Below are 21123 nucleotides of genomic sequence, written 5' to 3' on the forward strand. Positions count from 1 at the left end.
CCACGAGTCCACTCATATGCATGAGCGCATGACCTTCTGGCGCCGATGGCTGCGGTGAGTGAGGGGGTGACGGGTGTGCATGAGGTCCGGACGCGCGTGTTGACGGCGGTGGTGCCGGTCCGGCTGAACCGGGGCGATCATGTTCGGGCACATGAGGCCTGCCATGCCTCGGCGATGTTGTGGAACCGGGCAGTGGCCTGGGTGCGCGGCGAATGGCGGGCCGGGCGGTCGCCGGGGCGGGAGGACATCCGCCGCTATGTCACCTCGCTGCCGCCCGAGGCGCGGCCGGTGCACGCACACACCGCACAGGCCGTCGCCTATGACCTCGCCGATGCGATCGCTCTCGCCCGAACCAACAAGGCGCAGGGGATGGCGGGGGTGAAGTTCCCCTGGCGGGAGAAGCGCTACCGGCGGTTGGTGTTCACCACGGGCTCCGGTTGGAAGATCACCTCCAACGGGCGGCTGGCTCTGTCGCTGGGGCGCGGGCGGGAGCGGATCGTACTGGCGGTGCCGGAGCTCACCGACCGGAGAGGTGTTCTGGTCACACCTGACCGGTGGGGCGAGATCAAGCTGTGCTGGGACATCGCGGCTCGCTGCTGGTCCCTGCGCATCGCCCACCGCGTGCCCGATGACGGGTTGCCGGAAGTGGCTGCCCGCGACGATGCGGAGGTTTCCGCGGTCCAGGTGGTGACCATCGCGGTCGACGAGGGGATCGTCAATCCGATGACGCTGGCCGCCCGGACTCCGCAAGGTGCCTACGAAGTGGTGGTGATCAACGGTCGCTCGGCCCGTGCCGTCAAACAGCGCCGTAACAAGGGAATGGCGCGGTTGCAGTCCAAGTCGTCCCGTTGCCGCAGCGGCTCGCGTCGGCACCGCAAGCTCGCCACAGCCCGGAAAAAAGTGAAAGCCAGGACCGACCGGCGCCTCCGCGACTTCAACCATCAGGTGACCGCGAAGGCCAACCGCTTCATTCGCGAACAAGTGGCCGCGCACGAACAGGAAGCTCCGGCCGGGACCCGGGTGGTGGTGCGGTTGGCCGTCGGGGACGTACGCGGTGTCGAACGGAACACGGGAAAGAAGCGCCGCACGTCACGTTCGACCCGTCAACAGCTCTCCCAGTGGGAGCGAGGCACCCAGGAACGGTTGCTCGCCTACAAAACGGGCCTCGCGATACGGCACATCTGCGAGGCGTACTCCTCGCAGACCTGCCCGTACTGCCTGACACGACGCAAGGTTCGCGGTCGTTCGTACGTGTGCGTCAACGAGACCTGCGCCTCGGTGCTCCACCGGGACGCGGTGGGCGGGGTGAACATCCACACCCTGGCCGTCAATGACGGGACGTACGTCCCGGTCGCACCCGAGAGCGGGATTCGGGTGAAGTATCTACGGGCCCAACCCGGCTGGTCTGCAGATCAGCGGGAACGGCATGGCTTCCACCAGCGCGCGCAAGACCGTGCCGGTGTGGGGCGCAGCCGCGAAGCACGTAGTAGCGCCCAGAACCGGGCCACCCGCGCTGACCTGCATGTTGGTGCGCGTGTTGCTGTCGTCCCCCGTGCGGGGAACATCACGTGTCGTGACGGTGGTGTCGCCACCTCCTGAGGTGCCGGTCGGGCGGCCGCCCGTACCGCCGCGGACCACACGTGCAGGACAGAAACTCCGGGGCTACTGGCCGGGGAGGTTCACTGAGTACGCTTTGGTCCATGTACGGCTACGACCAGAACGCGGGAACGCAGGGCTACGCGCCGCCGCAGCAGCCCGGGGGCTACGGCGAGCAGCCGCTCTATCCCGAGCCGTCCCCGCCGTCGCTCGCCGACGCGGTGCGGGCGTTCACCACGGGGTCGATGTCCGCGGAGGACTTCCAGGTCGTCTTCGCGGGTTCCAAGGTCTACTGCCCGCGCGGTGACAACCCCGGCTTCCTGGCGCTGCACAACACCCAGCAGCCGGTGATCCCGATGTTCACCTCGCTCAAGGAGCTGCGGCGGTACGCGGGCAAGGAGTCCAAGTACTTCGTGATCACCGGTGCCGAGGTCATAGACCTGCTGCCCACCGGCTACGGCTTCGTCCTCGACATGGAGGGCGACCACCGGATGGTCTTCGACGCGAAGGCGGTCGAGCAGATGGTCGACTTCGCGATGCGCCGGATGTATGGCTGACGGGGTCGCCTAGGAAGTGGCCCGCTTGTAGAGCGTCGCGACACCGTCGCCGAAGTACGAGCTGTACGACGTGTCGTCGTCGCCGCCCTCCTGGTGGCCGCCCACGACGCCGTTGACCGTGCCCAGGCCCGTCGCCGGGTCGACGTCCGTGAGGATCGGGCCGCCGCTGGTGCCGTTCGTGAGGCCCCGGCAGTCGAAGCGCAGTTGCGTGGAGCCGTACATGTCCGTCGTGTTCTGGCAGGCCACCGGGGTGTCCCGGTCGGCCGGGTAGCCGATCAGCCGCGCGGGCCGGTGCGGGGCGGGCTTCAGGGCGAGCTTCTCGGCGCCCGTGATCCGCTCCATGGGCGTGCTGTCGCCCATTCTGCGCATGCGCAGGAAGGCCACGTCGTGGTCCGGGTCGCGGTCCGCGGCCCACTCCGGGTCGATGTCGATCGACTTCGGCACCCACACCCCGTACGGCGCCACCCCGTCGTGGAAGCCGGGCGCGAACGCGATGTCCGTGCGGAAGCCGTCCTGGTGCACGCAGTGCGCCGCGGTCACGATCAGATCGCCCTTGGGGCTGTGCACCACGCTCGCGGTGCAGCCGTGGCCCGGGGTGCCCTGGCCCGTGTAGAACAGCGGCCCGACCGCCGGTGACGGCCTGGTCTCCGCCGCCTCCAGCGGCTCCGAGGCGGGCAGCGGGTCCGGGCGGTCCGACCGTACCGCCCGGGTCTCCGGCGCGGCGGGCGCCGATCCCGTACGGACCGCCGCCAGCAGCGCCTTCGCCGACTCGTCGCCCTGTGCCTCCGGCTGTATGTAGTGCCCGGAGGCGTCGCCGTCCGCGACCGGTCCGCCCGTCGCGACCCCGTGCTTGGCCACCAGCAGCGCGATGCCGCCCAGGACCAGGACGGTGGCGATGAGGGCGGAGAGGGCGGCGGGGCCGGGTCCGCCGGCTTTCAGGCGCATTGATCCAGTGTCCATGGTCGGCGTGCGCTCCCGGCGTGCGGGAATGCGGGCACCTTGCCAGTTGTTCACCGTTCAACTAACTTGGGGGCAGAACACACCGAGGAGGCTGTCATGCCGGCTGTGACCGTAGAGAACCCGTTGACCCTGCCGCGCGTCTCCGCTCCGGCGGATGCCCGGCAGCGGCCGGTGCTGCACGTCGCGACCGCGCCGTCCGGTTTCGAGGGCGAGGGCTTCCCCGTCCGCAGGGCCTTCGCGGGGATCAACTACGCGTACCTGGACCCGTTCATCATGATGGACCAGATGGGCGAGGTGGAGTACGCGGCGGGCGAGCCCAAGGGCACGCCCTGGCACCCGCACCGGGGCTTCGAGACCGTCACGTACATCATGGACGGCACCTTCGTGCACCGGGACTCGCACGGCGGCGGCGGGGTCATCACCGATGGCGACACCCAGTGGATGACGGCGGGCTCGGGCCTGCTGCACATCGAGACCCCGCCCGAGTCGCTGGTCATGAGCGGCGGCCTCTTCCACGGCCTCCAGCTGTGGGTGAACCTGCCGAAGCGGGACAAGATGATCGCGCCGAAGTACCAGGACATCCGGGGCGGCAGCGTGAAGCTCCTCGCCTCCGGGGACGGCGGTGCGCTGCTGCGGCTGATCGCCGGTGACATCGCGGGCCACCAGGGCCCCGGCGCCACGCACACCCCGATCACGATGATGCACGTGTCGGTGAACCCCGGTGCCGAGGTCACCCTGCCGTGGCGCGCGGACTTCAACGCCCTCGCGTACGGCCTCGCCGGCCGGGGCAGCGCGGGTGCGGAGCGGAGGCCGTTCCGGACGGGGCAGTCCGTCGTCTTCGGCGACGGCGAGTCGATCACGATCCGGGCGGACGAGACGCAGGAGTCGCGCAGCGCGAACTTCGAGGTCGTCCTGCTCGGCGGACAGCCGATCCGCGAGCCGATGATGCACTACGGCCCGTTCGTCATGAACACCCACGCCGAGCTGGCGCAGGCCTTCGACGACTACCAGTCGGGCAAGCTCGGGATCATCCCGGCGGATGTGTGACCGAGGTCCGGGGCGGAGCCCCGTGCGACGGGCCCGCGCCTGAGGTCAGACCTCGGCCGGCACCGCCGCCCCGTCCACCTCGTACAGCTCGAACCAGATGTTCTTGCCCTCGCCCCGCGGGTCCACCCCCCACGCTCCGGCCAGGAGTTCCATCAGGACCAGGCCGCGGCCGGAGGACGCCATCTCCCCGGGGTGCCTGCGGTGCGGCAGTTCGTCGCTGGCGTCGGCCACGTCCACCCGGACGCAGCGCGCCCCCCGCTCGCCCGTGATCTGCGCGGACAGCAGCGCGTCCCCGTCCGTGTGGACGAGCACGTTGGTGACCATCTCGGAGACCATCAGCACCGCCGAGTCGATCTGGTCCCCGTCCGGCCAGTCGTGCATGAGGACGCGCAACTGCTGCCGGGCCTCGGCGATGCGCTCCGGTTCGGCCTGGGCGATGGACATCACGGTGCGCCGCACGGGATGCGGCACGGTGGCGGGCACGCCGCCGGGGGCCGTGCCGTCGCGGGACAGCAGCAGGACGGCGATGTCGTCCTCGCGCCGGTCCACGAGCGGGCCGGTCGTGTAGTGGGAGGACGGTCCGTGCACGCCCTGGACGAGCGCGTCGGCGAGCGCCTCCAGCCGGTCGTCGCCCGCGCCGTCCGGTTCGAACGAGTGGCCCTCGATGATGCCGCGCAGCCGCGCCCAGCCGGTCTCCAGGTCGTGGCCGCCGGTCTCGATGAGCCCGTCCGTGCAGACCAGCATCGTCTCGCCGTGTTCGAGGACGAGCCGGGTGGTCGGGTAGTCGGTGTCCGGGTCGATGCCGAGCGGCAGGCCCCCGGCCGTGGAGCGGATGAGCATGGTGCCGTCGGCGAGCCGGATCGCCGGGTCGGGGTGCCCGGCGCGGGCGATGGTGAGCCGCCCGGTGCCGGGGTCGACCTCGGTGTACAGACAGGTCGCGAAGCGCGGGTCCGTGTCGTCGCCCTCGGTCTCGCTGGCGTTGATGCCCGCCAGGAAGCGCGAGGCGCGGGAGAGGACCGCGTCCGGGTGGTGCCCCTCGGAGGCGTACGCGCGCAGTGCGATCCGCAGCTGCCCCATCAGCCCCGCGGCCCGGACGTCGTGCCCCTGCACGTCCCCTATGACCAGGGCGATCTTCCCGTTGGGCAGCGGGATCATGTCGTACCAGTCGCCGCCGACCTCCAGCCCGCCGCCGGTCGGCACATACCGCGCGGCCACCGACATCCCGGGGATGTCCGGCTGGAGCGTCGGCATCATCGAGCGCTGGAGTCCCACGGTCAGCTCCCGCTCGGACTCGTGGACGCTGGCCCGGCCCAGCGCCTGCGCGAGCATCCGGGCCACCGTGGTGAGCACGGACCGCTCGTCGGGGGTGAAGGAGACCGGCACGCTGAACCCGGCCATCCACGCGCCGATGGTCTGCCCCGCGTTGATCAGCGGCAGGAACGCCCACGACCTGCGGCCGAAGTGGGCCACCATCCGCCAGGCCTCGGGGAAGCGGCGCTCGTAGTCCTCGGGGGAGGGCAGGTAGATCGCCCGGCCGGTGCGGATGACCTCGGCGGCCGGGTAGGTAGCGTCCAGCGGCAGGTCCAGGAAGGGGTCCGCCTGGCCGGGGCCGTAGCCGTGGTGGCCGATGACCCGGACCCGGCCCGCCTGCGGGCTGAAGACCGCCAGGCCCGACGGCACGAAGCCGGGCATCGACAGGCCCGCCGCGACCCGCAGCACCTCCGCCGTCGACCTGGCCTCCGCGAGCGCCCGCCCGGCGTCCAGCAGAAACGCTTCTCTGTTGCGCCGCCAGTCGCCCGTCACGGAGGTACGGGAGGTGGACGTCCCCTGCAGCGGCTGGGGGACCTCCTCCAGGGTGCCGACGAGGACGTGCTCGCCCTCGTGCACGTACGGCTTGGTGCGGGTGCGCAGCGTCCGCAGCACCCGGCCCTCCTCGTCCACCACCCGCATCCGGGCCTCGGCGAGGGTGCCCTCCGCCACCGCTAGGCTGATGATCCCCTGGAGCTCCACCCAGTCGACCGCGTGGAACCGGGCGCGGGTCGCGGATTCCGTCAGCTCCACCCGAGCGGCGGGGAGGCCGAGCAGGCGGGCGGCCTCGGCATCGAAGGTGACGACGCGCGTGGCGTTGTCCCAGTGCCACAGGCCGGTCGCTACGGCGGCCAGTACGTCCTCGGTGCGCATTGCCCCACTTTATGTGGGTATCGCCAGTGGACACCACCGAGGCCGCTCGCGGTAGTGGGTAGGCTTGCACAGGGGCTGCTACGTCGTTGACCCGGCGCCCCCAACGATCAACGACCTCGATCAAGGCCTCGATCGACGACCTCGATCACACCTCGACCAACGACTTGGATGAACGATGCATCGGTACCGGTCCCACACTTGCGGCGAGCTCCGTGCGGCTGACGTCGACACGGACGTGCGACTGAGTGGCTGGCTGCACAATCGGCGCGACCTGGGCGGCATCCTCTTCATCGATCTCCGCGACCACCACGGTCTGGTCCAGCTCGTCGCCCGTCCCGGCACCGCCGCGAACGAGGCCCTGAGCCACCTCACCAAGGAGACCGTCGTCCGCGTGGACGGCAAGGTCATGAGCCGCGGTGCGGACAACGTCAACCCCGACCTGTCCACCGGTGAGATCGAGATCGAGGTCACCGAGGTCGAGGTGCTCGGCGCCGCCGAGCAGATCCCGTTCACCATCAACGCCGACGACGGTGTGAACGAGGAGCGCCGCCTGGAGTACCGCTTCCTCGACCTGCGCCGCGAGCGCATGCACCGCAACATCATGCTGCGCTCGGCGGTCATCTCCGCCATCCGGCAGAAGATGACCGCGCAGGGCTTCAACGAGCTGGCCACCCCGATCCTGTCCGCCACCTCCCCCGAGGGCGCGCGCGACTTCCTGGTGCCGTCCCGGCTGCACGCCGGCAAGTTCTACGCGCTGCCGCAGGCGCCGCAGCAGTTCAAGCAGCTGCTGATGATCGCGGGCTTCGACCGCTACTTCCAGATCGCGCCCTGCTTCCGTGACGAGGACGCCCGCGCGGACCGCTCGCCGGGCGAGTTCTACCAGCTCGACATGGAGATGTCCTTCGTCGAGCAGGAGGACGTCTTCCAGGTCATCGAGAAGGTCATGACCGAGCTCTTCGAGGAGTTCGGCAACGGCCGCCACGTCACCTCGCCGTTCCCGCGCATCCCGTTCCGCGAGGCCATGCTGAAGTACGGCTCCGACAAGCCGGACCTGCGCGCCAAGCTGGAGCTGGTCGACGTCTCCGCCGTCTTCGCCGACAGCGGCTTCAAGGCGTTCGCCGGCAAGCACGTCCGCGCGCTGGCCGTGCCGGACACCGCCGGCCAGAGCCGCAAGTTCTTCGACGGCCTCGGTGAGTACGCGGTCGAGCAGGGCGCGAAGGGTCTGGCCTGGGTCCGCGTCGGCGAGGGCGTCCCCCAGAGCCTGGACGGCCTGGGAGGTACCCCCACGCTCTCCGGCCCGATCGCGAAGTTCCTCACCGAAGAGGACGTCAAGGCCCTCACCGAGGCCCTGAACCTGGCCCCCGGCCACGCCGTCTTCTTCGGCGCGGGCGAGTTCGACGAGGTCTCCAAGATCATGGGCGCGGTCCGCGTCGAGGCCGCGAAGCGCGCCGGCCACTTCGAGGAGAACGTCTTCCGCTTCTGCTGGATCGTCGACTTCCCGATGTTCGAGAAGGACGAGGAGACCGGCAAGATCGAGTTCTCGCACAACCCCTTCTCCATGCCGCAGGGCGGCCTGGAGGCGCTGAACACGATGGACCCGCTGGACATCCTGGCCTGGCAGTACGACATCGTCTGCAACGGCACCGAGCTGTCCTCCGGCGCGATCCGCAACCACGAGCCCGAGGTCATGTACCGCGCGTTCGAGATCGCCGGTTACTCGAACGAGGATGTGGAGCGCGAGTTCGGCGGCATGCTCCGCGCGTTCAAGTTCGGCGCCCCGCCGCACGGCGGCATCGCGCCGGGTGTCGACCGCATCGTGATGCTGCTGGCCGACGAGCCGAACATCCGCGAGACGATCGCGTTCCCGCTGAACGGCAACGCGCAGGACCTCCTGATGGGCGCCCCCAGCGAGGTGGACGAGTCCCGTCTGAAGGAGCTGCACCTCTCGCTGCGCAAGCCGCAGTCGGCGAAGCCGGCCAAGTAGCCGGACGCCGGCGCCTTCGATCGCCGGGTGGGCTCGATCTTCGAGCCCACCCGGCGATCGCCGTTTCCGGCTACGGACGGGCAGCTTCTGGCCCCCGATCCGTACCTCACTCTGGGTACCCGGCCGGTGACTGATCAGAAGCGGTACCGAGTGGGCATCCTCAAGGGGTGAGCAAAGAAAATCCCCCCACGCTCCCCGTCTCCGCCGACTCCGAGTCAGAACCCGTGAGCTATGCCGTGGACACGCGCACCAATCGCCTCGGCCAAGTCATGGACCGGCACGCCGGATACGTACAGCTACGACCCCCGCAGGGCGGCGTCGAGTGGGACTGCCCGCCCGAGTGCGCCCGGCCCGCGTCCGAGGCGGAGACGCTGCGTGCGCGTGTCGCGCGGCTGAACGCCGAGAGCAGGTGGGGGCATTGACCGCGCGCACCGTCTTCTTCTTCGGGAACTGGACGCTGCAGCCGGACCGGGAGCCGGACGCCGAGCCGATCACGTACGCGATGCAGTGCGCGGTCTGCGAGGCGAGTTCGGAGGCGGTCGAGGACTTCTCGGACGCGCAGGGCTGGACGTTCCGGCATGCCGGGCGGAACCCGTCCCACCACACCTACCGGGAGGTGATCACGCGGCCGTGGCGGGCCTGGATGGCGGAGCCACCGCCCACCGTGGCCGGAGCCTGAGCCGACAGCGCACCGGGTGCCCCCACGGCGAACGCCGAAATCGCCGCGCGGGCACCCCCTGCCCCTCGGATACGCTAAAGGCCTCCATACCACCCGCGACCAGGGAGCAGCCGGAAATGGCTCGACACCTCATCACCAGCGCCCTTCCGTACATCAACGGGATCAAGCACCTGGGCAACATGGTGGGGTCCATGCTCCCGGCGGACGTGTACGCCAGGTACCTCCGCCAGACCGGCCGCGAGACCCTCTACATCTGCGCCACCGACGAGCACGGCACGCCCGCCGAGCTGGCGGCCAAGGAGGCCGGTCTGCCGGTCGCCGAGTTCTGCGCGCAGCAGCACGAGGCCCAGAAGGCGATCTACGACGGCTTCGGGCTGTCCTTCGACTACTTCGGCCGCAGCTCGTCCCCCGAGAACCGCGAGATCACCCAGCACTTCGCGCGGAAGCTCAAGGAGAACGGTTTCATCGAGGAGCGGGCGATCCGCCAGGTCTTCTCGATCACCGACGAGCGCTTCCTGCCGGACCGCTACATCGTCGGCACCTGCCCGCACTGCGGCTACGACAAGGCGCGCGGCGACCAGTGCGAGAACTGCACCCGGGTGCTGGACCCGACGGACCTGATCGAGCCCCGCTCGGCGATCAGCGGCAGCAGCGACCTCGAGGTGCGCGAGACCAAGCACCTCTTCCTGCTCCAGTCGAAGCTCCAGGGCGAGGTCGAGGCGTGGATCGACGAGCACGGCAAGGACTGGCCGGTGCTGGCCTCCTCCATCGCCCGCAAGTGGCTGACCGAGGGCCTCAACGACCGCGCCATCACCCGTGACCTGGACTGGGGCGTGCCCGTCCCGGCCGACACCTGGCCGGAGCTCGCGGCCGAGGGCAAGGTCTTCTACGTATGGTTCGACGCCCCGGTCGAATACATCGGCGCCACCAAGGAGTGGGCGGACCAGGACCAGGAGAACCGCGACTGGAAGTCGTGGTGGTACGAGGCCGACGACGTCCGCTACACCCAGTTCATGGGCAAGGACAACGTCCCGTTCCACACGGTGATGTTCCCCGCCACGCAGCTCGGCACCCGTGAGCCGTGGAAGAAGGTCGACTACGTCAAGGCCTTCAACTGGCTCAACTACTACGGCGGCAAGTTCTCCACCTCCCAGAAGCGCGGTGTCTTCACGCACGACGCCCTGGAGCTGCTGCCCGCCGACTACTGGCGCTATTTCATGATGGCCAACGCCCCCGAGTCGGACGACACGTCCTTCACCTGGGAGCTGTTCTCCGCCACGGTCAACAAGGACCTCGCCGACGTTCTCGGCAACTTCGTCAACCGCGTCCTGTCGTTCTCCAAGAAGCGCTTCGGCGACGAGGTCCCGGCGGGCAGCGAGGCCGGCGAGGCGGAGGCGGAGCTCGGCCGCGAGGTCGCCGCGCTGCTGACCGAGTACGAGAACCACATGGAGGCCATGCAGTTCCGCAAGGCCGCCCAGGCGCTGCGCGCGCTGTGGAGCGCGGGCAACTCCTACCTGGAGACCAAGGCCCCCTGGCTGGAGATCAAGACCGACCCCGAGGGCGCCGCGCTGACGCTGCGCACGGCGATGAACCTGATCCACCTCTACGCGGTGGTGTCCGAGCCGTTCATCCCGGCGTCCGCCGCCGCGATGCGCTCCGCGTTCGCGCTGGCCGACGACGCCCGCACCTGGGTCACCTCGGACGAGGCCAAGTCGCTGACCTTCGTCCCGGCGGGTACGTCCTTCTCCGTACCGCCGGTGCTCTTCGCGAAGATCACCGAGGACGACCTGGCGGCGTACCGCGAGCGCTTCGGCGGCGGCGAGGACGCGTAACCCCTCGCGCTGAACGGCTGACCGGGCCCGGAACCTCCTTGGTTCCGGGCCCGATTCATTCGAGTTGATCGATCGGCAATCGTTCGTTGACGGCGGCCCTGCAAGGTGGGAGCCGTAGAGACGTGGGGGAAGACGGGGAAGACGAGGAAGAGAAAAGTGTCCGACAAACGCATCACCGTGACCGTGTACGCGACCGACGAGCTCAACCGGGCGAGATTCGTCCGCAGGCTCCGGGCGTCGTCGGAGATGCGCGTGGTGCGGGAGGACGGGGACGTCTCCGTGGTCCTGATGGGCCCGGACGACGCACCGGCCGCGGCGGAACTGCGCAGGCTCTCCCCGGCGGGCCGGGTGGTGCTCGTGGCGGAGGAGCTCGGGGATCTGGAGCTGATGGCCGTCGCGGAGTACGGGGTGCGGTCCGTGCTGTGGCTGCCGCGGCTCACGCAGGGGCGGCTGCTGCGGGCGCTGCACTCGGCGGCGGGGTGCTGCCCGAAGGTGCCGCTGGTGACGGCGCTGATGTGACAACGCTGATGTGACGTCGGTTCGGACGGCCGTGGAAGTCTGCCCGGGTGGCGGGAGGTGGGACTCCACTCCCGCCACCCGGGCTCCCCTCCCCCTCATCGGACCCGATTCACAGAGTAACTCTGTGACTACCTAGGGTAGTCAGTCGATCTGATGGGCGTCACCTCGTTCCGGGGGCGCGCTGGGGTGCGGGGGGCGTGTTCGGGGTCTTGAGTCGCCCAGGGGAAAGAACCCCGTGGACACGACCCATGGCACACGCCGAGCAGAGCGTGACGGCTAGCCTTACGTTGCGACCGGACAAGGGATAAATGCCCGCACTCCGGACAAAATCAGCTCCCACGACAACGTGAAGGACTTCTCCACATGGGCATCCGGAGTCTGCTGCGGAACGCGTTCGGCCGTAACAAGTCATCCGCAGCCGAACGCGACGAACCCACCCTGCCCCAGCAGAACACGGGCCGGGAGGCGGAACCGGCCGCCGGTTCCGCACCGCTCCGCACGGCGCTGCCCGCGCAGTCCACCACGGACACCATCCCCGATCCCGGCCCGCTCGGCCCCATCCCCGCCCCGACGCCGGGACCCGTGCCGAGGCCGGACCCGCTCCCGGAGCCGGAGCCCCAGCCGACGCCGCTGCCCACGCCCAAGCCGATCCCGCAGCCCGAGCCGGCGCCCAGCCCGGTCCCGGTGCCGGAGGAGCCCGAGCCCACGCCGCGGCCCGTGCCCAAGCCGGAGCCCGCGCCGGGTCCGGAGCCGACGCCGGAGCCCCAGCCCGCGATGCCGCCGCGCGAGGCGGCCGTGAGCCTGACGAAGCTGGAGCGCACCGCGCCCGCGCTGGTCAGCCTCTACAAGGCGGCGGCGGTCTCGCTGGAGAAGCAGGGCCTGACGGGTCAGCGCGCGGCCGTCTACCTGGTCCTCGACCGGTCGGGCTCGATGCGCGAGTACTACAGGAACGGCACGGTCCAGCACCTCGCCGAGCAGGTACTCGGGCTCTCCGCGAACCTCGACGACGACGGCACCGTACCGGTCGTCTTCTTCTCCACCGACGTCGACGGCACGGCGGAACTGGACCTCACGAACTACGCGGGCCGCATCGACGAACTCCACAGCGGCATGGGTCACATGGGCCGCACCAACTACCACTGGGCCATGGAAGCGGTGATCGAGCACTACAAGCAGTCGGGTGCCACCGACCCCGCCTTCGTCGTCTTCCAGACGGACGGCGGCCCCTACAGCAAGCCCGCCGCCGAGCGCGCCCTCTGCGAAGCCGCGCACCTGCCGATCTTCTGGCAGTTCGTCGGCTTCGGCGACCCGGAGGGCAAGGGCTTCGACTTCCTCCGCAAGCTGGACGACCTGCCGGTGCCGGAGAAGCGCGTCATCGACAACGCGGGCTTCTTCCACGCGGGCCGCGACCCCAGGTCCCTGACGGACGCCCAGCTCTACCGGGAGCTGATGGTGGAGTTCCCGGACTGGCTGGCGGAGGCCCGCGCGACGGGCATCGTCACCGACTGAGCTCCGGCCGGCCGAGTTCGACCGTCACACGCAGACCCCCGCCGCGGCGCGGGGAGGCGTACGCACGGCCGCCGTGGGCGCGCGCGATGGACCGCACGATCGACAGGCCCAGACCCGCGCCCCCGGCGAGCCGCTCCCTGCCCGCGCCCCGGCGGAACGGTTCGAAGAGCGCCTCGGTCTCGTGCGCGGGTACCTCTGGGCCGGTGTTCGTGACGGTCAGCCGCCCGGGCTCCACGCGCACGTCGACGGTGCCGCCCCGGTGGTTGTAACCGACCGCGTTGCGCAGCAGGTTGCCGACGAGCTGCGCGAGCAGCACGCGGTTGCCGGTGAGCGGGGACGCCGTGGAGTACGCCCGGAGGCGTACGCCCTCCCGCTCCGCGCGGCCCGCGACGGCCGCGACCTCCTCCGCGACGACGTCCACGAGGTCGAGCGGGTCCCGGCGCTCCAGGCCGCGCTCGCTGCGGGCCAGCGCGAGAAGACCGTCGATCAGGTGCTCCGAGCGCCGGTTGGTCTCCAGCAGCAGCGTCTTCGTACGGGCCAGGTCCTCCGGCGACGGGTCGCCGTCCAGGCCCACCTGGATGGCGGCGCGCTGGGTCGCGAGCGGGGTGCGCAGCTCGTGCGAGGCGTTGGAGACGAAACGGCGCTGGCTGTCGAAGGCGCCCTCCAGCCGTCCGAGGAGCGCGTCGATCGTGTCGGCCAGCTCCTTCAGCTCGTCGTCCGGCCCCTGCTGCTCGATCCGCTCGTGCAGATTGCGCTCGGAGATGCGGCGGGCGGTCGCGGTCATCGCGTGCACGGGCCGCAGCACCCGCCCGGCCGTCCACCAGCCGACGCCGACCGCCAGCAGCGCGATGACCAGCAGCGCGAGCGCGGACCACAGGACGAGCTGGTGCGAGGCCGCGTTGCTGACGTCGCCGCTGACCTGGTAGATCGTGGACGGCTCCAGGGTCCCGGCCGGCTGCCCCGGCACCGGCTGGCCGGGCCGCAGCGCCTCCACCGGCACGGCGGTACGGGCGATCACCGTCGCCTGCTCGCGCGTGCCCGCACGGGACAGCACGTTGACCGTGACCAGCAGGACCGTGCCCAGCACGAGGAACACCGCGCCGTACGCGACGGCGATGCGCGTGCGGGCGGTGAGCACGGGCCGGCGCGGACGCTTCACAGGGCGTACCCGACGCCCTGGACGGTACGGATCAGCGGCGGGTCGCCGAGCTTGCCGCGCAGCTTGCTCATGGCCACCCGCACCGCGCCCGTGAAGGGGTCGGCGTGCGCGTCCCAGGCCCGCTCCAGCAGCTCCTCCGCGCTGACCACCGCGCCCTCCGCCTCCAGCAGGATCTGCAGCAGGGCGAACTCCTTGGGGGAGAGGTCCAGGTCCCGGCCGTCGCGGGTCGCGGTGCGCCGTACGGTGTCCAGCCGGAGCCCGGCCCGCTCCAGCACCGGCGGCGCGGGGCGGGCGCTGCGGCGGCGCAGGGCCCGTACGCGCGAGACCAGCTCGGGGAACTCGAACGGCTTGGGCAGGTAGTCGTCGGCGCCCAGGTCCAGCCCGGCGACGCGGTCCTCCATGCTGCCCGCCGCCGTGAGCATCAGGATGCGGGTACGGGAGCCGGAGGCCACCAGACGGCGGGTGACGTCGTCGCCGTGCACCCGGGGGAGGTCGCGGTCGAGGACCACCACGTCGTAGTCGTGCAGGTCCAGATAGGCGATCGCCGCGTCCCCGCTGTACACCGTGTCCACGGCGAACCCGGCCCTCCGCAGCCCCGTCGCCACCAGCTCGGCGAGCATCTCTTCGTCTTCAGCGACCAGCACGCGCATGACGGTGTCCATCCTTGTGTCGATTAACCCCCTTCCAGCATGCGGTGTACCCGATGGGATGTTTCGCGGATGTCTCGGGTTGCTGTCTCACGGCTGTCCGCGGACCGGTTCGCCGCCTGCGGCGGGAGCGCCCTCCGGCCGCGTCCTCAAACGCCGGACGGGCTGGATTGCGCACCCCGAAGGTTGTGGGCAGGCGTTCCGCAAGGCTGGGGGCACCTCCCAGCGGTAGCTGGGGGAGGGTGGGCACAACCCGACCACCGGCCCGCAGGCAGGGCTCAGCGGTGCAACGGCCGCGTATACACCTCCAGCACCAAGTCGTCGGCATGGAGTTTCCCGGCCGGCGCCCACCCCCACGCCAGCCGCGCAGCGGCACCCGCGTCCACGCCCCCGGCAGGGACGAGCATCGTCGCCAGCAGCGCCCCGCCCCCCGACAGCAACCGGTCGTGGAGCCGTCGCCCGATCCCCTGCCCCCGGTACCGCGGCAGCACCATCAGCTCCGCGACCAGGAACACCCGCCCCGCCGCCGTCAGCTCCGCGAGATCGGCGGGGACGGGCCCGGCGAACCCCTGCCACCGGCCGCTGTCGCGGGCCAGGGGATAGCCGTACGCGCAGCCGACCGGTCCCCGGTGCTCGGCGATCACCAGGTCGAAGCCGGGCCGCGAGGCGTCCTCGGCGAGCCGTTCCCTGAAGCGGTCGCGGTGGTGGAGGCCCTCGTACGCCGCCACGTGGAGGTCCGCGAGCTGCTCGCGGTACTGATCGGACTGCCAGCGGCTCAGCCTGCGCAAGAAGACGTCGCTCATGCCGCGTTCCTGCCCAGTGGGGCCGTCACCCACCCCCTGACGGGGCGGTTTCCGGCGCCCCAACGGGGCCGTACGTACAGGCCACGGGAAGGACAAGAGCAGGGTAAGAAATGGGTCCTGGGCAACCCTGTCCACCCATTCCGGCCTCTTTATCGGAGAGCATTGTTTTACCGAACATGAGTACCCACCGCGGGGCAGGGAGTTGAGAGCCGTATGGGCCTGACCAGCCGGTCACTCTTGTATACGGTCGTGTTCGTCGCCGTGCTGTGCGTCGGTCTCACCGTATGGCTCTGGCCGCGACTGTCCGGGCGCGGCGTGCTGCCCGTTCTGGGCCGGCTCGGTTCGATCCTGGTGACGCAGCTGTCGATCATGTCGGTGGTGCTGCTGGCGGTGAATTCCGCGAACAGTTTCTATGGCACCTGGGGCCAGCTCCTCGGTCGGTACGACCGCTCGCCGGGCCAGGTCACCGCGGTGACCGACACCAACGCGAACGCCGCGGTCGACACGGGCAAGGGCGGCCTGATCCGGCCCTCGGGCACGGAGAACGTGGACCACATGGGCCTCCCGCAGGGCCCGAAGGAGCAGGTCGGCATGGTGCAGTCGGTGCGCCTGGTCGGCCGCCGGGCCAATGTCGTCGAGCCCGCGTTCGTCTATCTGCCGCCGCAGTACTTCCAGAAGCAGTACGAGCGCCAGCGCTTCCCCGTGATCGTGGCCATCAGCGGCTACCCGGGCGGCATCGACAACCTCTCGAAGTTCCTCCAGATCCCGAAGACCGCGAGCGAACTGCTGGCGCAGAAGGCGATGCAGCCGACGGTGATCGTGATGCTCCGGCCGACGATCGCCCCGCCGCGCGACACCGAGTGCGTGGACGTCCCGGGCGGCCCGCAGGCGGAGACGTACTTCACCAAGGACGTGCCCGAGGCGCTGCGCAGCGCCTACCGCGTCGGGCACGAGGCCAGCGCGTGGGGCGCCATGGGCTACTCCTCGGGCGGCACCTGCGCCCTGGAACTCGCCATGCGCCAGCCCTCGGTCTACCCCGCGGCGGCCGCGCTCTCCGCCGACTACAGGATCAAGAACGATCTGACCACGGGCAACCTCTTCGGCAGCGGTGACGACGCCAAGCAGCGGGAGCGCGAGCACGACCTGATCTGGCGGCTGAAGAACATGCCCCCGCCGAAGGTCTCGGTGCTCGTCACCAGCAGCAAGAAGGGCGAGAAGAACTTCAAGGAGACCGAGAAGTTCCTCAAGGCCGTCAAGGAACCGATGTCCGCATCCAAGATCATTTTGGAGGAGGGCAGCCATAACTTCACCACGTGGCGGCGGGAGATCGCGCCGAGCCTGCAGTGGATGAGCAAGCAGCTGGTCTTCCCCCAGGACACCAACAGCTGATTTCTCGCGAGAAGAGAAAGGGGGCCTCATGGGCCCCCTTTTCCGTCCGCGGATCGCGGTGATCACGGGCGATCACGAGTGATCGCGGGTGATTACGAGGGGCCTTGGTCCAGTTCCTCGCCCAGCCAGCCGAACGCCGCCGGATACATCGAGATCCACGTGTTGTAGTTGTGGCCGCCCTTCGGCGCCACCATCGTCTTCAGCCGGACCTTGCTGCCCGCCGCCGCCCGCTGGAATTCCTCGATGTAGGAGGGCGGGCTGTCCCGGTCCTGCCGCGACGTCGCCAGGAACAGCCCGACGTCCGCCTGGGTGTGCGCCACCAGCCACATGGGGCTGTTGTGCAGCCGCAGTTGGGAGTCGGGCAGGACGCCCCGGTCACCGGTCAGCGGGTCGGGGTCCAGCGCCGCGCCGGCGCCGAACACCTTCGGGTACTGCAGGGGCAGCTTGGCCGCGCAGTAGCCGCCCGTGGAGATGCCCAGCAGCCCCCAGTAGTGCGGGCCCTTTCCGGTCCGGAAGTGGTGCCGGATCAGATCCGGGACGTCGGAGGAGAGCCAGGTCGCGACCTTGTGGCCGGTGGTGTCCGTGCAGTCCGTGTCCACCCCGCCGGGGTTGATGATCGGCACGACGAGGATGAACGGCCTGCTCGCCCCGGCCCGCAGCAGCTTCTGGAAGTCGCCGGGCATATGGCCCTGCTCCATCCACGACTGCGGCGACCCGGGCACGCCGTGCAGCAGCAGCACCACGGGGAACGCGGTCTTCCGGTAGCGCGGCTCGTCGTACTGCGGCGGGGTCCAGACCATCACCTGCCCGGACAGCGCCGAGGCGCGCCCGCGGACGTACGTCTCCTGTATCCCGGCGTCCCCGCGCAGGAAGCGGGCCCGCTCCGGGGGCGGGCCGGGCATCGACACCGGGCCCGTGCCACCCGGTCTGCCGAGCAGGTCGTCCCAGGAGGCGTAGAGTCCGTAACTGCTGTTGATCCAGGTCGCCACCACACAGATCGCGGTCGCCTGGCACAGCGCGATCAGCACGATCCGCGTCAGCCAGGCGAACGGCCGCGGCCCGGGGATCCTCGCCCACAGCACCAGCGTGGCCAGCACGGCCAGCACGGTCGCCGCGATGAGCAGCGCGAAGAAGGCGGTCCCCGTGAGACTCATCCGTGCGGGCTCCTCCGGCTCGTCGGACCGGCCGCGGCCGGTGGTGTCCGACCCTAGTGAACTCCCTTCGGGCGGGGGCGCCGGACACGATGGCTGGTTCGCTCCCCTCCCTTGACGCGGGTGTCCTGCATACGCTCTACGGCGGCTGCGCGCGGAATCCGGCGGCAGCGAAGCGGTCAGCGATTCGCCCTGCCGCCCAGAACGCGGAGCGCGGGTCACTCAGCGATGCGGAGGTGTACCGTGGCAAAGCAGGACCGTGCGATCAGAACGCGGCGGGCCATCCTGGAAGCGGCCGCGGTGGTGTTCGACGAGCGGGGCTATGACGCGGCGACCATCAACGAGATCCTCGCCCGCGCCGAAGTGACCAAAGGCGCCCTGTACTTCCACTTCGCCTCCAAGGAGGACCTGGCGCACGCCGTGGTCCAGGCCCAGGTGTCCATCGCCCCCGTCCGCCCCGAACTGCCGCGCTCCTCCAAGATGCAGGAACTGGTCGACATCGGCATGATCTTCACGCACCGGCTGCTGGTGGACCCGGTGCTGCGCGGCAGCGTGCGGCTCTCCATCGAGCACAGCGCCGCGGCGCCGCACCGCGTGGGGCAGTTCAGCGACTGGACGGCCCTGCACACCCGCACGCTGATGGAGGGCAAGGAGCGCGGCGAGGTGCTGCCGCACGTGATGCCGTCCGAGGTGGCGGAGTTGATCGTGGCCGCGTACGGGGGCATCAACGCCCTCTCGCAGACGGTCTGCGGCCGGGCCGACCTGGAGCGCCGGGCCATCTGCCTGTACGAGCACCTGATGCCCGGGGTGGCGGTGCCCGCGGTGCTCGCCCGGCTCGACATCGCACCCGGCCGGGGCGCCCGCGCACTGGCGGAGCTGGAACGGCAGCAGCGGGCCGCCGCCCCGGCCGGGGTCACCTGAAAGAGGTCAGCCGGACGCGTTCGCCGCCGAGTCGAGGGTGCCCAGCGCGATGTGGAGGAGCGCCTGCCGCTTCTCCTCCTCCGTGCCGCTCAGGTGGCCCAGCGTGAACGCCCCGAAGTGGACGGTCAGCAGGGCGCTGGCGACGCGGATGTGCGTGTCGAAGTCGAGGTCGCCGGTGTGCATCAGCCGGGAGATGGCCTCCACCCGGTTGCGCAGCGTCCGTCCGACGGACAGGTCGCGCAGGGTCGCCTGGTTCTCCTGGAGGATGTGGTAGATCGGCATGGCCGACTTCAGCGCCGCGCTGTAGCGGGTCATCAGCTCCCGCCTGGTATCCAGGGTCGGTGGCTGTTCCTTCGCCCAGGCGATCAGCTCGTCGACCGGGCGCCCCAGATCCTCGGAGATCGCGGTGAGGATGTCCTCCTTCGTCTTGAAGTGGTAGTACAGCGCGGCCTTGGTGACGCCGAGCTCCTCGGCGATCTCCCGTAGCGAGGTCTTCTCGTAGCCGCGCGAGACAAAGAGGTCCAGGGCCGTTTTCTGGATGCGCTCACGGGTGTCGCTCCTGCGCGCCTGCTGAGGGGTGCCGCTGCCCATGGGTCTCTCCTGCTGTTGTCGGGAACCTGCCGCCCCCAGCTGAACCTACTTGACGCCCGGCAAGTTAGCAGCCTTCCGTCAGTACGTGGATCACCGGGCCGGGACGTCGTCGCACACGCCAGGGGAGAGATGCGTCGAGATCATGCCGCAGGAGACGGCCGCCGCGGAGGTGGTGGCGGCGACCGCGACACCACCGGCACGCAATACGTACATTGTTGTGGCCGCCGTCGCCTATACGCTCGACGGGAACTCCTCAACTCCGGTCCGAATCAGGCCCGATGAGATCCTCCGCCTCTTCCGGGGCGACCGGTAGCGCGCGGCCACGACACGGCGTGTGTCGTCCGCACCGGGCGTGCGCGCCCGTGTCACGAGCGCCCGGTCCGCCCCGTCCCCTTATGTCGTTCCGGAGCGCTGCGCGCACCGCGGGAGTCCGGCGCCCACCTCCGGCCCACAGGGCGCAGAAACATACTTGACGCCCGGCAAGTTGCTGATCTAGGTTCCTGTGAAGTCGCTCAGCGGTATGGAAAACCGCGCTTTGGGGGGTTCCGATGGTGAAGGCGGATATGGTCCTGGACGTCATCTGTGTCCACTCCTATATCGGCTATACCCGCCTCAGACGGGCAGCCGACCGGCTGCGAGCCGGGGGCGAGCAGGTCGAGCTGACGTTCCGTCCGTACCAGATCGCGCCCGCCGCGCCCGACGTCCCGCAGCCGCTGCCGTCGGTTCTGGAGGGCATCTTCGGCGCCGAGGCCGAGTCCTATATGGCCCGTTTCACCCGTCAGGCGGCCCAAGAGGGGCTGGAGTTGCGCCTCGACCGGGCCGTCGTCGGCAACAGCTTCGGGGCCCACCTGCTCATCGCCCGTGCGGCGGCCCAGGGCCGCGCGGAGGTCATGGTGGAGCGCCTCTTCCGCGCGTACTTCACCGACGGGCTGCACATCGGCGACCCGGCGGTGCTCCGGGAGCTCGCCGACGAGTGCGGCGTGGAAACAGCCCATGGCGATGCATCCATACCGGACGGTTTTCTCCGGGGAGCGGAGGCCGCCGCCGAGGACCTGCGCGAGGAGATGGGCCGGCTGCGCCGGCACGGCGTCGTCGGGGTGCCGCTCTTCCGGGCGGGCGACCGCGTGCTGTGCGGCAGGCAGCCGGAACGCGCCCTGCGCGAAGCGCTGTCCGCGTCCGCCCTTCCCTCCGACGGCACTCGTGTGCCGGTCGGCGGGGTCGGCCGATGACCGCGCCGACGGCCTTCCCCGACGCCGCCGCCCCGCCCCGGCAGCGCCCCCTTCCCGGGGTCTTCGAGGACATGAGCCTGCCCGTCCGGTCCGCCGCCGAGCTGCTCGGGCTCACGCCGTGGACCGTGCACCGGCTGATCGACCGCGGCGTACTGGGCACCGAATGCTGCGGCCCTTATCGCTATGTCACGCTCGCCAGCATCATGGCTTATCGGCGCCTCGGCCGGTCATAAAAGCAATTAGTACGCGCCGCGATGTGCCAGTAATACGTGCAGCGCGCCCACTGGCTCGAATGAGTGAAACCCCGGAACCTATGCATGGGGCCGGAGTTATTCAGAACGCTTTCCCAGTGGGGGCGCTAAACGATCG

20 protein-coding genes are annotated in these 21123 nt (G+C 70.3%); 13 read left to right on the forward strand and 7 right to left on the reverse strand.

The window, feature by feature from the left end; genetic code table 11:
* Positions 1-45 precede the first annotated feature (45 nt).
* Positions 46-1599, forward strand: coding sequence for a zinc ribbon domain-containing protein (locus tag ACWD4A_RS05485; RefSeq protein ID WP_451189812.1), 1554 nt, complete (start codon positions 46-48; stop codon positions 1597-1599).
* 101 nt (positions 1600-1700) lie between these two features.
* Positions 1701-2153: an SseB family protein gene (locus ACWD4A_RS05490; protein ID WP_451189813.1), complete on the forward strand. Its 453-nt coding sequence runs from the start codon at positions 1701-1703 to the stop codon at positions 2151-2153.
* Between the two features lie 9 nt (positions 2154-2162).
* Here ACWD4A_RS05490 and ACWD4A_RS05495 read toward each other — a convergent pair whose 3' ends face one another.
* A complete protein-coding gene (locus tag ACWD4A_RS05495; RefSeq protein ID WP_451189815.1) occupies positions 2163-3098 on the reverse strand; it encodes a trypsin-like serine peptidase in 936 nt (311 codons plus the stop codon).
* A gap of 111 nt (positions 3099-3209) precedes the next feature.
* On the opposite strand from ACWD4A_RS05495, the gene ACWD4A_RS05500 reads away from it, so the two are divergent.
* Positions 3210-4160 (forward strand): pirin family protein, encoded by a 951-nt coding sequence (locus ACWD4A_RS05500; RefSeq protein ID WP_451189817.1) that lies wholly within the window; start codon positions 3210-3212, stop codon positions 4158-4160.
* A gap of 45 nt (positions 4161-4205) precedes the next feature.
* On the opposite strand, the gene ACWD4A_RS05505 is transcribed toward ACWD4A_RS05500, so the two are convergent.
* Positions 4206-6341 carry an ATP-binding SpoIIE family protein phosphatase gene (locus tag ACWD4A_RS05505; protein ID WP_451189820.1) on the reverse strand — a complete coding sequence of 712 codons (2136 nt, stop codon included), beginning with the start codon at positions 6339-6341 and terminating at the stop codon, positions 4206-4208.
* A gap of 175 nt (positions 6342-6516) precedes the next feature.
* On the opposite strand from ACWD4A_RS05505, the gene aspS reads away from it, so the two are divergent.
* From aspS to ACWD4A_RS05535, 6 genes are all read left to right on the forward strand, one after another.
* Positions 6517-8325, forward strand: coding sequence for an aspartate--tRNA ligase (gene aspS, locus ACWD4A_RS05510; RefSeq protein WP_451189823.1), 1809 nt, complete (start codon positions 6517-6519; stop codon positions 8323-8325).
* Between the two features lie 167 nt (positions 8326-8492).
* Positions 8493-8747 carry a hypothetical protein gene (locus ACWD4A_RS05515; protein ID WP_451189825.1) on the forward strand — a complete coding sequence of 85 codons (255 nt, stop codon included), beginning with the start codon at positions 8493-8495 and terminating at the stop codon, positions 8745-8747.
* Positions 8735-9004 carry a DUF7848 domain-containing protein gene (locus ACWD4A_RS05520; RefSeq protein ID WP_451189828.1) on the forward strand — a complete coding sequence of 90 codons (270 nt, stop codon included), beginning with the start codon at positions 8735-8737 and terminating at the stop codon, positions 9002-9004. The genes ACWD4A_RS05515 and ACWD4A_RS05520 overlap by 13 nt, the downstream gene beginning before the upstream one ends.
* A 116-nt stretch (positions 9005-9120) precedes the next feature.
* Positions 9121-10836: a methionine--tRNA ligase gene (gene metG / locus ACWD4A_RS05525; RefSeq protein WP_451189830.1), complete on the forward strand. Its 1716-nt coding sequence runs from the start codon at positions 9121-9123 to the stop codon at positions 10834-10836.
* Positions 10837-10992: 156 nt separating this feature from the next.
* The gene (locus ACWD4A_RS05530; protein ID WP_451189832.1) at positions 10993-11355 is read left to right on the forward strand and encodes a DNA-binding response regulator; all 363 of its coding nucleotides are present in this window, start codon (positions 10993-10995) and stop codon (positions 11353-11355) included.
* A gap of 363 nt (positions 11356-11718) precedes the next feature.
* Positions 11719-12864, forward strand: coding sequence for a VWA domain-containing protein (locus ACWD4A_RS05535; protein WP_451189833.1), 1146 nt, complete (start codon positions 11719-11721; stop codon positions 12862-12864).
* On the opposite strand, the gene ACWD4A_RS05540 is transcribed toward ACWD4A_RS05535, so the two are convergent.
* The 3 genes from ACWD4A_RS05540 to ACWD4A_RS05550 all read right to left on the reverse strand — a co-directional run bounded on the left by ACWD4A_RS05540 (position 12854) and on the right by ACWD4A_RS05550 (position 15473).
* Positions 12854-14023: a sensor histidine kinase gene (locus ACWD4A_RS05540; RefSeq protein ID WP_451189835.1), complete on the reverse strand. Its 1170-nt coding sequence runs from the start codon at positions 14021-14023 to the stop codon at positions 12854-12856. The two genes, ACWD4A_RS05535 and ACWD4A_RS05540, sit on opposite strands and share 11 nt — an antisense overlap.
* Entirely contained in the window at positions 14020-14673 is a 654-nt protein-coding gene (locus ACWD4A_RS05545) for a response regulator transcription factor (protein WP_451189837.1), read from the reverse strand. Before ACWD4A_RS05545 ends, ACWD4A_RS05540 begins: the two co-directional genes overlap by 4 nt.
* 275 nt (positions 14674-14948) lie before the next feature.
* Positions 14949-15473 carry a GNAT family N-acetyltransferase gene (locus tag ACWD4A_RS05550; RefSeq protein ID WP_451189840.1) on the reverse strand — a complete coding sequence of 175 codons (525 nt, stop codon included), beginning with the start codon at positions 15471-15473 and terminating at the stop codon, positions 14949-14951.
* A 213-nt stretch (positions 15474-15686) separates the two neighbouring features.
* Between ACWD4A_RS05550 and ACWD4A_RS05555 the strand changes: the two genes are divergently transcribed.
* Positions 15687-16862 (forward strand): alpha/beta hydrolase, encoded by a 1176-nt coding sequence (locus tag ACWD4A_RS05555; protein WP_451189842.1) that lies wholly within the window; start codon positions 15687-15689, stop codon positions 16860-16862.
* A gap of 92 nt (positions 16863-16954) precedes the next feature.
* Here ACWD4A_RS05555 and ACWD4A_RS05560 read toward each other — a convergent pair whose 3' ends face one another.
* Positions 16955-18016 carry an alpha/beta hydrolase gene (locus tag ACWD4A_RS05560; protein ID WP_451189845.1) on the reverse strand — a complete coding sequence of 354 codons (1062 nt, stop codon included), beginning with the start codon at positions 18014-18016 and terminating at the stop codon, positions 16955-16957.
* Positions 18017-18256: 240 nt separating this feature from the next.
* Between ACWD4A_RS05560 and ACWD4A_RS05565 the strand changes: the two genes are divergently transcribed.
* Complete coding sequence (locus ACWD4A_RS05565) at positions 18257-18934, forward strand: ScbR family autoregulator-binding transcription factor (RefSeq protein ID WP_451189847.1); 678 nt, start codon at positions 18257-18259, stop codon at positions 18932-18934.
* A 6-nt stretch (positions 18935-18940) separates the two neighbouring features.
* On the opposite strand, the gene ACWD4A_RS05570 is transcribed toward ACWD4A_RS05565, so the two are convergent.
* Complete coding sequence (locus tag ACWD4A_RS05570) at positions 18941-19525, reverse strand: TetR/AcrR family transcriptional regulator (protein WP_451189848.1); 585 nt, start codon at positions 19523-19525, stop codon at positions 18941-18943.
* 548 nt (positions 19526-20073) lie between these two features.
* Here ACWD4A_RS05570 and ACWD4A_RS05575 point away from each other — a divergent pair.
* Both ACWD4A_RS05575 and ACWD4A_RS05580 read left to right on the forward strand, forming a co-directional pair.
* Positions 20074-20754: a DsbA family oxidoreductase gene (locus ACWD4A_RS05575; RefSeq protein ID WP_451189849.1), complete on the forward strand. Its 681-nt coding sequence runs from the start codon at positions 20074-20076 to the stop codon at positions 20752-20754.
* Positions 20751-20987 carry a hypothetical protein gene (locus ACWD4A_RS05580; protein ID WP_451189851.1) on the forward strand — a complete coding sequence of 79 codons (237 nt, stop codon included), beginning with the start codon at positions 20751-20753 and terminating at the stop codon, positions 20985-20987. Before ACWD4A_RS05575 ends, ACWD4A_RS05580 begins: the two co-directional genes overlap by 4 nt.
* The last annotated feature ends 136 nt before the right edge of the window (positions 20988-21123 follow it).

The organism is Streptomyces sp. NPDC002537 (genome assembly GCF_053594975.1).